Here is a 12051-nt window from a genome sequence, read left to right on the forward strand (position 1 = left end):
CACATTAACAACAATCTTGTGATTGCTGCAGTTCTGTCTCTTTTCCGCCGGAATTTGTGCTGATAAGGATAAAATTAAGTGTTGGGGTGTTGTAAGTGCGAGTGGGCAGATGAGAGCCGGAACAAACGGTCAAATAGCTATATCCTGGTGTCAGACGGAAATTGACGGGCTTGAAGATGCTCCTCTTTCCTGTTTGGCGATCGGATCGGCATGGTCATGGCGTGGTCAAGCAATCGTCATGAGCGAGGCTGCCGAACAAAGCATCGAAAAAATAGGAAATGTCGGGGGCGTTGCCAGCCAGGTGAACAGCCACTTTCCAATTGTCCGTGACATTCCAGGCCACGTGGCCGGAGCCCTTACCATTACCAATGGTGCGCAGAAGTTCTCTGCCAAGCTCGTTGCCGATGGCAACGATACGTCGCGGGCTCTCGTGTTCGAAGGCGCTTGCCCGCCACGGGACGAAGAGTTCTGGATTGTTGAAGTGACCGAGCTTGCGATGATCCCAAACCCCGCCGCGAAAAGCAGCGCGACGGTAGTTTCTTTCCCGACCTCAAACTAAGTTTTCAAGGTGCCGCCAGACGGTTTCGGCGCGCTGCCGGGTTCGCTGGCTGTCTGCCCTGATCGTTTTTCTGAACTTTACGGAATGCTGTGTTGACTCCGCCAGCATTGCGGATATAAGCGCGGCTTCATTGGTGTTGGTGGCCCCCGCAAGGGGATGCCTGTCATGGGGGAGACCTCAAGAGGACAACGCCCTTCATAGTGGCCCGTCAGGGCTTCGACCTAACGAAGGAGATCAGCCGTGACCAAACGCACGTCTGCCAAGTACAAAATCGACCGCCGGATGGGCGAAAACATCTGGGGTCGTCCGAAATCCCCGGTCAACCGTCGCGAATACGGCCCCGGCCAGCATGGCCAGCGCCGCAAGGGCAAACTGTCGGACTTCGGTCTTCAGCTGCGGGCCAAGCAGAAGCTGAAAGGCTACTACGGCGACCTGACCGAGAAGCAGTTCCGCCGCATCTACGCCGAAGCCGAGCGTGTGAAGGGCGACACCGGTGAAAACCTGATCGGCCTGCTGGAGCGCCGCCTGGACGCTGTGGTCTACCGCGCCAAGTTTGTCGCAACTGTTTTTGCCGCACGCCAGTTCGTGAACCACGGCCACGTCAAAGTGAACGGCAAGCGTGTAAACATCCCGTCCTACCGCGTTAAAGAAGGTGACGTGATTGAGGTACGTGACAAATCCAAACAACTGGCTGTTGTCTTGGAAGCCGTTGCGCTGGCCGAGCGTGACGTTCCTGACTACATCGACGCCGACCACTCGAAAATGACCGCGACGTTCGTGCGCGCGCCGGGCCTCAGCGATGTGCCTTACCCGGTCGTCATGGAACCGAACCTGGTCGTCGAATTCTACGCGAAGAACTGATCTTCGCCGCAATCGAATTCTGAAAGGCCGCGCTTTTGGCGCGGTCTTTTTTTATGGTTTGCCCATGGCGAAGCCGTCATCGCGACATTGCCCGCGACTCCTTAGGGTGTTTTTTGGGCAAATGAAGTGCGTGTCAGATCGGCAGGGGCCTGCCTTCGGCGATCGCTTCCATCGCGAAATACGAGGTCACGCTGTCCAGCTCGACCTTTTCGATCAATCGTTGATAGACCTTGTCATATGACGACATGTCCTGCGTTACGACTTTCAGCTGATAGTCGTAGTCCCCTCCGATCCGATGAAAATCCACGACTTCCGGGATTGTCAGAACATGGCTCCGAAACGCCTGAAGCCACTGGGCGGAGTGGTGTCGGGTGCGGAGCATGACGAAGACCACAAGGCTCAACCCCAGTTCCTCTCGTGCGATGCGGGCCGTGGATCCGATCAGCACACCGTTTTCGTTCAGGGCCTTCAAGCGCCGCCAGCAGGCATTCTGGGACAGGCCGACGCGATCCGCCAATTCCCGCTGTGACAGGGTGGCGTCCTTTTGCAGCTCTTTCAAAATGCGTGTATCAATTTGATCTATTTTTGATGTCATGACTGATCATATGACACAAATTTTTTAAAAACCACGCAAAGATATGTGAAGTTTCCTCGGGCCAGAAATATCACATTGGTATGGCAGTAAGGAGCCAATGCCATGACCCTGTCCAAATTCCGTGCGGAACTCTGTTCCACCGCTCACAATTCAAATCTGCGCGATGGGCTGATCGGCGAGAACGTTCTGATCCCGGGTCTGCTTGGAGACGTGCCGCTTGTCTATGCGGATTACGTCGCTTCGGGCCGCGCGTTGCGGCAGGTCGAGGATTTTGTGGCGCAGGACGTATTGCCGTTTTACGCAAACAGTCACACCGAGGCCTCCTACTGTGGGTCCTACATGACACGTCTGCGCCGCGAAGCGCGGGCGGAAATAGCCCGCATTGTTGGCGCGCGGGAAGAGGACGCGGTGATCTTTACCGGGTCCGGCGCCACTGCGGGGCTCAATCGGTTGGTCAGCCTGCTAGGGGTGGCAGAGGCTGACCAGCCGGTTGTCTTGATCGGCCCGTATGAACATCACTCAAACATTCTGCCGTGGCGCGAAAGCAAGGCACGTGTCATCGAAATCCCCGAGGCCGAGGGCGGTGGTGTGGACCTGCATGCGCTTAAAGCCGCGCTGGAGGCCCATGTGGATGCCGATTTGGTGGTCGGATCCTTTTCTGCCGCGTCCAACGTAACGGGCATTGTCACCGATCCTGATCCGGTCACACGGATGCTCAAGGCGTATGGTGCCTTGGCCGTTTGGGACTATGCCGGTGGTGGGCCCTACCTGCCGATGGACATGGGGCCGGAAGGGGCCCGAAAGGATGCGATTGTGGTTTCGCCGCACAAGTTTCCCGGTGGCCCGGGCGCGTCAGGCGTTTTGGTTGTGAGCCAATCGGCCGTGAAACGGACATGCCCCAGCTGGCCCGGCGGTGGAACCGTCAGTTTCGTGTCACCGTGGCGGCACGACTACAGCACCGATCTGTCCACCCGGGAAGAGGCCGGGACGCCCAACGTGATCGGAGACATTCGTGCGGCGCTGGCCTTCATCGTCAAGGATGTCGTCGGAACGGACGAAATCGCCCGGCGTGAGGCGCAGTACAATCAAATGGCTCTGGACGGCTGGAAGAACAACCCGAACCTGACCCTGCTTGGGGTCGAGAAAGCGCACCGTCTGCCGATCTTTTCCTTCCTGGTGCGCGACACTGCGGGCCAGCCCGTGCATCAGCAGCTGTTCACGCGGATGCTCAGCGATATCTACGGCATTCAGGCGCGGGGCGGCTGTGCCTGTGCCGGACCCTACGCCCACCGCTTGCTGGGGATCGATCAGGCAACGTCAGAGGCGCTGCACGCTGCCTTGTCCGCTGGGGAAGAAATGAAAAAACCCGGCTGGGTGCGCCTGAATTTCTCATATCTGATGAGCGAAGAGACGGTTCAGTTCATCATCGACAGCGTCAATGACCTGTCGCACCGGACCGAAGAATTCACGCCTTACTACAACGCTGACCCGGCAACAGCGCGCTTCAAGGCCGCATGAGGGAATTGCCGCTTTTCTCAACCCTTTGAGACAGGTATGAGAGGCCCATTCAACGGAGCCTCTCATGACCAAGATCACCCCACAACCCGGCATTATGGACATCGCGCTGTATCAGGGCGGTCAGTCGCACGTGGCGGGAGTGGAGCATGTCATCAAGCTGAGCTCGAACGAGAACCCGTTTGGACCCAGCCCCAAGGCCATAGAGGCGGTGCGCGACAGCGCGGCCAGTCTGCATCGTTATCCCAGCACCGACCACGCGAGTCTGCGCGCGGCCATCGGCGCACGCCATGGGCTGGACCCGGCGCGCATCATCTGCGGTGTCGGCAGCGACGAGGTATTGCAATTCGTCGCCCAGGCCTACGCGGGGCCGGGGGGCGAGGTGATCTATACCGAGCACGGGTTTTCCATGTACCCGATCATCGCCCGCATGGCCGGCGCGACGCCGGTCATGGTGGCCGAACGTGACCGCAAGGTGGATGTGGATGCCATTCTCGCCGCGGTGACGGGGCAGACGCGGATCGTGTTTGTCACCAACCCCGGCAATCCAACTTCGACCATGATCCCGAACGACGAACTGGAACGTCTGGCGCTGGGTCTGCCCGACACCTGCCTGATGGTTCTTGATGGCGCTTATGCGGAGTTTGTCGAGGCGTTCGATGGCGGGGCGTCGCTGGTTGACGCCCATGAGAATGTAATCATGACGCGCACCTTCTCAAAGGTGTACGGGTTGGGCGGTATGCGTGTCGGATGGGGCTATGCGCACCGCCCGATCATCGACGTGCTGAACCGGGTGCGCCAGCCCTTCAACCTGTCAATGACCGCATTGGCGGCGGCTGAAGCTGCGGTAAACGATGTGGAATTCCTGACCTTCTGTCAGGCCGAAAACGCGCGCCTTCGTGTGTGGCTGGCCGATCAATTGGCCAAGGCAGGCGTGCCGTCGGACCCGTCTTGCACCAACTTCATCCTAGCGCGTTTCGCCGATCGGGCCGAGGCTGAGGCCTGCGATGACTACCTGAAAACGCAGGGTTTGATTGTCCGCCGGGTTGCAGGCTACAACCTGCCGAACGCCTTGCGGATCACCGTGGGCGACGAAGAAGCCTGCCGCCGTGTGGTTGCGGCGATCAATGCATTCAAAGAGGGCGCAGCATGAGCCAGATTTACGACCGCGTTGCGCTGATCGGGCTGGGCCTGATTGCTTCGTCCATGTTCTGGGCGATGAAACGTGCAGGGCTGGCCGGGGAAGTGACGGGTTATGCCCGGTCTGAAAAGTCCCGTGAAACCGCGCGCAGGATCGGATTGTGTGACCGTGTTTGCGACACGGCACGCGAGGCGGCCGAAGGCGCCGATCTTGTCGTGCTCTGCGTGCCTGTGGGGGCTATGGGCGCAGTTGCAGAAGAAATTGCATCCGTGCTGAAACCCGGTGCCACCGTTTCGGATGTGGGTTCGGTCAAGCGGGGCGTCATTCGGGCGGTGCAACCGCATATCCCCGACGGTGTGCATTTCGTCCCGGCGCATCCTTTGGCAGGGACCGAGCATTCCGGCCCTGAATCCGGGTTTGCCGAACTCTTTGACAATCGCTGGTGCCTGTTGGTCCCGGTCGAGGGTTCGGACCCGGATGCCATTGCCCGCCTGCGCGCGCTTTGGGAGGGTATGGGGTCGAATGTCGATGAGATGGATGCGGATCATCACGATCTGGTCCTCGCCGTAACGTCCCATGCGCCGCACCTGATTGCCTACACGATGGTTGGCGTGGCCGACGATCTGCGACGGGTAACCGACAGCGAAGTCATCAAATATTCGGCCGCCGGCTTCCGCGACTTCACCCGGATTGCCGCGTCCGACCCGACCATGTGGCGGGATGTGTTCCTGTCCAACAAGGATGCGACGCTGGAAATCCTGGGCCGGTTCACCGAAGAGCTTTTTGCCCTGCAACGCGCCATACGCACCGGCGACGGCGATCATTTGTTTGACTACTTCACCCGCACCCGTGCTATTCGTCGCGGCATCATCGATGCCGGGCAGGATACGGATGCGCCGGACTTTGGGCGGGGAAAGGCAAGTTCATGAAACTGCGTTGGGGGCATATTCTGATCGGGGTCGTGGCTTTGAGCGCCGCGCCGGTTCAGGCCGCGCCCCTTGACCAGTCTTTGGTGCCCCTCATGCGCCCTTTGACTGTTCAGCAGTCTGTCAGCGCGCCTGCCCCTTCTGACACTGCCAACCTGCGTCCGGTTTCGCGTCCGGTTTCCCCGCAAGTCACCGCTGCGGCGGCGCGCCCGTCGGAACTGCCACTTCTGGGGCCGGACACGTCCTTGATGCCTTATTTGCGACCCAAGTCCGTCGAACAGCAGGTGTTGTTCAAAAGGCGCAAGCTGCGCAAAGGGTCTGTTTGCGGGGATATTGCCATTCAGGGCAAGCCTGTTGGTCGGGTGGGCAGCAAGAATTCAGCCTGTGGTGTCAAGGATGCGGTACAGATCACCTCGGTTTCGGGTGTGATGCTCAGCCGCCCCTCGACGATGGATTGCGGCACCGCCATTGCGTTGAACAAGTGGGTCGACAAGACCGTCAAACCCACCTTCAAACGCCGCGGGCCCGTGGTCGAGTTGCAAATCGCCGCCCATTATGCCTGCCGAACCCGCAACAACCGTAAAGGCGCGCGGATATCCGAACATGGCAAGGGTCGTGCGATCGATATCTCAGGTTTCAAAATGGCTGACGGTGAGGTGGTGACCGTCCTGAACGGGTGGCGCAAGAACCCGTCTCAGAAACAGCTCAAGAAGATCTGGCGCGGGGCGTGCGGCCCGTTTGGTACCGTGCTGGGACCGAATTCCGATCGCTATCACAAGGATCATTTCCACCTTGATACGGCCCGCTATCGCAGCGGACCCTACTGCCGTTAACGCAGGATCAGGCGCGGGGCAGGGCCCAAAGGCAGCGGCCCGAGCGCCACGAAACCATCGCGGAAATTCAGTTGCAGATCCAGCGCGTTGGGGTTTCCGCCCAGCCCTGCCAGAAAGTTCAGCCCTCGGGTGACGGGATCTACGGCCTGATCAGGAAGGGCTCCTGCCGCGTTTGCCATTGCGATCATATCCCGCCAGTTTTCGGCTTTGACGGCAATCTCTCCAGTCGGGATACCTTGGGCGTCCACATCCAGATCGCCTGTCGCGAACAGGCGCAGCTCACCCCATTTGATCTCGGCCAGACGCAGATCGATGGCCACGGGCTGCGGACGGCTGTCTTCGAGGGCGGACCGGCTCCAAACCTTGTCGAAAGTGGTGACCATATCCAGTTCCAGCGTCTCAAAGCTCTGCGGTAATGAACTTGCGGAATGCATCAGGGCCCGCAGTTTTTCCCCCGGTGTAAACCCATCCGCGCGGGCCGTGATGGAATAGGCTTCTGAAATTGGCGTTTGTTCCATGATCAGGCTCAGCGTGTCGCCCGAGGCCAGCTTGGTGGAGTTTTCCGTCACCGACCAGGCTCCGGCCGTCAAAGCCATTTTCTCCAGCACGAGCGAGACGCCGGGCTGCAATTGCAGCTCGGCAAGCAATTCGTCGGCCACAATTGTTGATGTCTGGTCGAAATATGACAGGCGTTGCGGTGTGTCCGCGAACCGCAATATCTGACGACCGGGCCAGATGGCGGGGCTTTTGAATTCGATCCAATCCGCGCTCCATGCCGTGCCGTTCACCGGATCCGCCAGAGCCGGATTGTTCAGACGGGTCATGTGGTGGGTCGGATAGCCCGCTGTCGCGACATTCGAGAAATCCGCTTGCCAGCCGCGCGCCTCCTGCTGTTCGAACCAGCCAGTGATCGCAGAGCGCAGGCCATATCCGGCCACGAACCAATAGGCGCTCCATGCCAGGGAAACAAAAATCAACACTCGTATCAGACGCATTCGAAAGGCCCTTTTTCCCGCCTTGGAATTGATGTTTATAGGCCGAAACAGGCAAGGACCAGTGCAATGACGATGTGGGTATTCGGATATGGATCACTGCTGTGGAATCCGGGCTTTCCGGTGGCACGCAGTGAACGCGCGACACTTCATGGTTATTCCCGGTCCTTCTGCATGAGCTCGATCCACCATCGCGGGACCGAAGAAAAACCCGGCCTGGTGCTGGCACTGGACGAACAGGAGAACGCAAGTTGCACCGGTTTGGCCCTTGCGGTCGAGGCGGGTCACGAAGACCGTACGCTGCACGAGCTGCGCGAGCGCGAGCTGATTTCCTCGGCCTATGTTGAACGTATGCTGGATGTGCACCTGGAAAACGGCGAAATCGTCAATGCCGTTACCTATGTGATCGATGCCGACCACGTCCAGTATTGCGGCGGGATGCCGTTGGAGGAACAGGCCCGGATCATCGCCCATGCGGTTGGCGGGCGCGGTCCGAATGACGAATATCTTTACAACACCGTAGAACATCTGGCCGAGATCGGGCTGCGTGACCATGATCTTGAGTGGTTGGCGCAACGGGTGCGCGACATCACCGCATAAACTCTTGGCGTCACGCGCGGAATCCCGCTAGATTCGACGCAAAGCAGGCAAATACCGGGAACCACGCGCATGGCGCAGGCACATCAGGGCGCGAGACCCCATTTCTCGCATCCAATTCGACAAATTCTGTTGATGTTGATGGCGATCGGCCTGTCCGGGCTGGGGGTGTTTCTGGCGCTGCCATACGTTTTGCCGGTTTTTTATGCCAATCCGTATCTGAATGGTTTCATTCTGATCGTATTTCTTATCGGCGTCCTCGCTTGTTTTTATCAGGTTACGCAACTGATCGGGTCCGTGCGCTGGATCGAGGCCTTTGTCGGGGGCGTCGTTCGCGAAGATGCGCGCACACCGCAATTGCTGGCGCCTTTGGCTTCGCTGCTGCGCGAGCGAGGCGCGCGCTCGCAGATCAGTTCCACCTCAACCCGGTCCATTCTGGACTCCGTGGCCGAGCGTGTCGAAGAAGAACGGGAAATCACGCGTTATATAACCAATGTTCTGATCTATTTGGGTCTGCTGGGTACGTTCTTTGGCCTGGCGACAACCGTTCCAGCCATTGTCGACACCATCCGCAGCCTGAACCCGCAGGAAGGCGAAGAGGGGCTGGCCGTCTTCAATCGCCTGATGACGGGGCTCGAGGCGCAGTTGCAAGGGATGGGTGTTGCGTTCGGGTCCTCTCTGCTGGGCTTGGCGGGATCGCTGATTGTTGGTTTGCTCGAAGTGTTTGCCGGGCACGGGCAGAACCGCTTTTATCGCGAGCTCGAAGAATGGTTGTCCTCGATCACCCGCGTCGGATTTGCCGGTGGTGAAGAGGGTGGAGCAGAGATCGCCGTACTGACACCTGTGCTGGATGCCATGTCCGAACAGATGGATGCGTTGCAGGATCTGTTTGCCGCTCAGGAAAGCGAGCGGGCTGAGGTTTCGGCCAAGCTGGGGCAACTGGTCGATGTGATTGCCGAGATGAACAATCGCCAGGCCAATACCGAAAGCGTCACTTCGGCTCTGGAGCGTGTCGCGCTGGGGCAGGATGCTTTGCTTGACCACATGCGCGAACACGGTGCAGGCGATGGAATCGACGCCGAAAGCCGGATGCGCCTGCGCTCGATGGACGTGCAGTTGCTGCGCATTCTCGAAGAGATTTCGGCGGGTCGTCAGGAAAGCATGAACGAATTCCGCAAGGATATCGAACTGCTGGTCAAGGCCCTGACCCTGCCTCGAGGCGCGGTGCGCACCACGCCGGAAGGAGAGTAACCCATGGCGCTGTCCCGCCGCACCGGTCAACGCTTCCAGGGCTCGGTCTGGCCCGGATTCGTGGACGCGATGACCGGGCTGTTGATGGTGCTGACATTCGTTCTGACCATTTTCATGGTGATTCAGTTTGTTCTGCGCGAAACTATTTCGGGGCAGGAAGACGAACTGACGACACTGGCAGACGAAGTTGCCGCGCTTGCGGGCGCGCTTGGTTTGGAAGAGCGTGAAAACAGCCGCTTGCAGGCAAGGCTGGGTGCGTTGAACACGACGCTGTCGCAGGCCGAAGACGATCTGGCGCAAGCGCAGTCGCTGATCGCCTCACTGACCACCGAACGCGACCGTCAGGCCGCCGCGCTGGATCAGGCGCAGACCCGTATCACGAATTTCGAAGCACAGGTTGCGGCGCTGCTTGCCGAGCAGGAACAGGCTTTGGGCGACATCGCAGCGCTTGAGACTGAGCGCGAGCAATTGCTGACGGAACAAGAGGCGCTGAACCTTGCCCTTGCACAAAGTCGCGAGGAAATCGATGTGCAGACGGAAGCTGCCCGATTGGCAGCCGCCCGCCGCGAGGCACTGGAAGCATTGGTTGCGGATCTGGAGCAAAGCGGCAATGAACGCGCGGCGGAAATTGCCGCCCTTGAACAGCAACTGAGCGATGAAGAAGCCGCCCGCCTGGTCGAAGCCGCTGCTGCCGAGGCATTGCGAAACCGTCTTCAGGATGCGGATGCCGAACTGACGGCCATGACGCTCGCGTTGGAGGCACAACGCAAAGAGACCGAAGACACGCTGACTCTTCTGGCCGCCGCGCAAGCCGCGCGGGCGGAGCTTGAGCGACAATTCGGCGACGTGAATCCTGATGAATTGCGCGCCCAGCTTGAAGCCGCCCTGGAGGCGCAAACGCAAGCGCAGGTGGATGCTGATGAGCAACGCACCCTGGCCGTACAAAAGCAGGCTTTGCTGGCTCTGGCCGAATCGACATTGTCGGAAGAGAAAGAAATCTCAGCCGAGGCCCAGCGTGAGGCGGCACTTCTCAACCAGCAGATTGCCGCCCTGCGCGGGCAGTTGGGGTCATTGCAGGCCCTGTTGGATGATTTCGAAGAGCGCAACGAGGCCGCCGAAATCCAAATCCAGACTTTGGGTCAGGACCTGAATGCCGCGCTGGCCCGTGCCGCTTCGGAAGAACGCCGCCGCCGCCTGCTGGAAGAAGCCGAACGCCTGCGTCTCGAGGCCGAGGCCGAAGCACTGGCCGGTCAGAATGAGGAACTGGCAGCGCAGGCGGAAGATCTGCAACGTTATCGTTCGGAATTTTTCGGACGTCTTCGGGATGTCCTTGGCGATCAGGAAGGCGTGCGGATTGAAGGCGACCGTTTTGTCTTTTCGTCCGAGGTTTTGTTTCCGACAGGATCAGCCGTGCTGTCCGCGGAAGGGCAGCAGGAGGTTGCGAAAGTTGCCAACATCCTGCGCAGTGTCGCCGCCGAAATTCCACCCGGTCTGAACTGGGTGATCCGGGTCGACGGCCACACCGACAACGTTCCGCTGGCCGGTTCAGGCCGATACCGGGACAACTGGGAACTCAGCCAGGGTCGCGCGTTGTCTGTCGTGCGCTATATGGTCGACGCGCTGGGCATCCCGCCCAATCGTCTGGCAGCAAACGGGTTTGGTGAATTCCAGCCGGTCAATCCGGCTGACACGCCCGAAGCGCGGGCACAGAACCGCCGGATCGAGCTGAAACTCACGGAAAGATAGCAAAACCCATGCCTCTTGCCTGGGTAATCTGCGTGATGGGGTCAAACCGATTACCGTCTGCCAAAGCGAAAGCTTTGATCCGGAGTGCCCATGAAACACCGGGGTACCACGGGGTAATCCTCGGTCAGAAAGTACGCATAGGTTCCTGAAGGGTATTCTGCTGAAACGGTGAAGGCGCCGTTGCATTGGTCCAAATTGCCGTGACCCTGAACAAAAACGTAGTCCTCGTTGAAGGTGCCGTCATGCCGCCCGCCCGGCGCAGCGCCACCCGGCCGGTTGCCGGGTTTCAGACGATAGGACGACGTCATTTCGGTCACTTTGCCCCCTACGACGCCAGTGACGGCATATATCGGGAAACCATCTGCGGCATAGCCGATCAAGGGTGAATGCTCGGACGGTGACCATCCCAGCAGCTTGACCAACCCTGTCGGTACACCGTGATAGTGATATTTTCCATTCGGCTGTACATGGGCAAAATTGGCGTCCAATCCCAAGGAAACAGCGCCACCCAAGGCATTGTAGGACCACCCGGATCCGGGGTCGCCATGCCAGAACTCGGCCGCCAGCGGGTCGAACACAACCCCGTTGAGTGACACGCCAAAGTTCCACCCCATTTGCAGCGGTGTGATTGCACCTTTGGCCGTTGGATTTGCAGGCAATTTCAACCTGACCTTCTGCTGTTCGATCCGGTGCGGATTGCCTTGGTTTGGAAACCGGCCAACCAGATGATCAGGAATGCCGTTGCCCGTCACTTTGATTTTTCCGCCTTTTTCTTTCACCAAAGCGCTGCTTTTCCCGGGGTTTTCGGTTGCGGGCACCAACCTCAACGGTTCTGCGGTCGTTTCGTCGTGATAGCGAAACCTGTGCTGTGCAGTTGCCACAGCGGCAACGGCGGATAGGGCAAAGGCGGCGCCCCAGAGGATTGAAATTTTGCTCACGTGTCGATCCCTGTCTTGCGTTCATCATTGAAGATGACACGCAGCAGAAGTCTTTTTCCGTCGCACTTTATGCTGCCAGCAGAGAAAAAGCCCGGCG

12 protein-coding genes are annotated in these 12051 nt (G+C 59.3%); 9 read left to right on the plus strand and 3 right to left on the minus strand.

All coding sequences use genetic code 11. The features are described from left to right. Positions 1 to 238 precede the first annotated feature (238 nt). Together GS620_RS09460 and rpsD are read left to right on the plus strand one after the other, a co-directional pair. Entirely contained in the window at positions 239 to 559 is a 321-nt protein-coding gene (locus GS620_RS09460) for a hypothetical protein (RefSeq protein ID WP_171615496.1), read from the plus strand. A 240-nt stretch (positions 560 to 799) separates the two neighbouring features. Beyond that, on the plus strand, positions 800 to 1420 hold the full coding sequence (gene rpsD, locus GS620_RS09465; protein ID WP_152459028.1) for a 30S ribosomal protein S4: 621 nt from the start codon (positions 800 to 802) through the stop codon (positions 1418 to 1420). Between the two features lie 133 nt (positions 1421 to 1553). On the opposite strand, the gene GS620_RS09470 is transcribed toward rpsD, so the two are convergent. Beyond that, positions 1554 to 2015, minus strand: a complete 462-nt coding sequence (locus GS620_RS09470) for an Lrp/AsnC family transcriptional regulator (RefSeq protein ID WP_152459027.1) — start codon at positions 2013 to 2015, stop codon at positions 1554 to 1556. A gap of 102 nt (positions 2016 to 2117) precedes the next feature. On the opposite strand from GS620_RS09470, the gene GS620_RS09475 reads away from it, so the two are divergent. From GS620_RS09475 to GS620_RS09490, 4 genes are all read left to right on the plus strand, one after another. Beyond that, the gene (locus GS620_RS09475) at positions 2118 to 3533 is read left to right on the plus strand and encodes an aminotransferase class V-fold PLP-dependent enzyme (RefSeq protein ID WP_171363937.1); all 1416 of its coding nucleotides are present in this window, start codon (positions 2118 to 2120) and stop codon (positions 3531 to 3533) included. Between the two features lie 64 nt (positions 3534 to 3597). Continuing rightward, positions 3598 to 4683: a histidinol-phosphate transaminase gene (gene hisC / locus GS620_RS09480; protein WP_171615498.1), complete on the plus strand. Its 1086-nt coding sequence runs from the start codon at positions 3598 to 3600 to the stop codon at positions 4681 to 4683. Then, positions 4680 to 5600 (plus strand): prephenate/arogenate dehydrogenase family protein, encoded by a 921-nt coding sequence (locus GS620_RS09485; RefSeq protein WP_171118835.1) that lies wholly within the window; start codon positions 4680 to 4682, stop codon positions 5598 to 5600. The genes hisC and GS620_RS09485 overlap by 4 nt, the downstream gene beginning before the upstream one ends. Beyond that, the gene (locus GS620_RS09490) at positions 5597 to 6430 is read left to right on the plus strand and encodes an extensin family protein (protein WP_171615500.1); all 834 of its coding nucleotides are present in this window, start codon (positions 5597 to 5599) and stop codon (positions 6428 to 6430) included. Before GS620_RS09485 ends, GS620_RS09490 begins: the two co-directional genes overlap by 4 nt. On the opposite strand, the gene GS620_RS09495 is transcribed toward GS620_RS09490, so the two are convergent. Beyond that, positions 6427 to 7425, minus strand: coding sequence for a DUF2125 domain-containing protein (locus GS620_RS09495; protein ID WP_171118830.1), 999 nt, complete (start codon positions 7423 to 7425; stop codon positions 6427 to 6429). The genes GS620_RS09490 and GS620_RS09495 overlap by 4 nt on opposite strands. 66 nt (positions 7426 to 7491) lie before the next feature. On the opposite strand from GS620_RS09495, the gene GS620_RS09500 reads away from it, so the two are divergent. The 3 genes from GS620_RS09500 (at position 7492) to GS620_RS09510 (ending at position 11016) form a co-directional block, all read left to right on the plus strand. Then, the gene (locus GS620_RS09500; RefSeq protein WP_152459021.1) at positions 7492 to 8022 is read left to right on the plus strand and encodes a gamma-glutamylcyclotransferase; all 531 of its coding nucleotides are present in this window, start codon (positions 7492 to 7494) and stop codon (positions 8020 to 8022) included. 69 nt (positions 8023 to 8091) lie between these two features. Then, positions 8092 to 9270, plus strand: a complete 1179-nt coding sequence (locus GS620_RS09505) for a biopolymer transporter ExbB (protein ID WP_152459020.1) — start codon at positions 8092 to 8094, stop codon at positions 9268 to 9270. Between the two features lie 3 nt (positions 9271 to 9273). Continuing rightward, complete coding sequence (locus tag GS620_RS09510) at positions 9274 to 11016, plus strand: peptidoglycan -binding protein (RefSeq protein ID WP_171615502.1); 1743 nt, start codon at positions 9274 to 9276, stop codon at positions 11014 to 11016. A gap of 50 nt (positions 11017 to 11066) precedes the next feature. Here GS620_RS09510 and GS620_RS22025 read toward each other — a convergent pair whose 3' ends face one another. Beyond that, positions 11067 to 11954, minus strand: a complete 888-nt coding sequence (locus GS620_RS22025; RefSeq protein WP_171329243.1) for a YHYH protein — start codon at positions 11952 to 11954, stop codon at positions 11067 to 11069. Between the last annotated feature and the right edge of the window lie 97 nt (positions 11955 to 12051).

The organism is Ruegeria sp. HKCCD6428 (genome assembly GCF_013110595.1).
Taxonomy (GTDB): Bacteria; Pseudomonadota; Alphaproteobacteria; order Rhodobacterales; family Rhodobacteraceae; genus Ruegeria.

Excerpts from the sequence above, each read along its gene's own strand:
- GS620_RS09460 (WP_171615496.1), top strand. The coding sequence starts at position 239 with ATGAGCGAGGCTGCCGAACAAAGCATCGAAAAAATAGGAAATGTCGGG.
- GS620_RS09470 (WP_152459027.1), bottom strand. The coding sequence starts at position 2,015 with ATGACATCAAAAATAGATCAAATTGATACACGCATTTTGAAAGAGCTG.
- GS620_RS09475 (WP_171363937.1), top strand. The coding sequence starts at position 2,118 with ATGACCCTGTCCAAATTCCGTGCGGAACTCTGTTCCACCGCTCACAAT.
- hisC (WP_171615498.1), top strand. The coding sequence starts at position 3,598 with ATGACCAAGATCACCCCACAACCCGGCATTATGGACATCGCGCTGTAT.
- GS620_RS09485 (WP_171118835.1), top strand. The coding sequence starts at position 4,680 with ATGAGCCAGATTTACGACCGCGTTGCGCTGATCGGGCTGGGCCTGATT.
- GS620_RS09490 (WP_171615500.1), top strand. The coding sequence starts at position 5,597 with ATGAAACTGCGTTGGGGGCATATTCTGATCGGGGTCGTGGCTTTGAGC.
- GS620_RS09495 (WP_171118830.1), bottom strand. The coding sequence starts at position 7,425 with ATGCGTCTGATACGAGTGTTGATTTTTGTTTCCCTGGCATGGAGCGCC.
- GS620_RS09500 (WP_152459021.1), top strand. The coding sequence starts at position 7,492 with ATGACGATGTGGGTATTCGGATATGGATCACTGCTGTGGAATCCGGGC.
- GS620_RS09505 (WP_152459020.1), top strand. The coding sequence starts at position 8,092 with ATGGCGCAGGCACATCAGGGCGCGAGACCCCATTTCTCGCATCCAATT.
- GS620_RS09510 (WP_171615502.1), top strand. The coding sequence starts at position 9,274 with ATGGCGCTGTCCCGCCGCACCGGTCAACGCTTCCAGGGCTCGGTCTGG.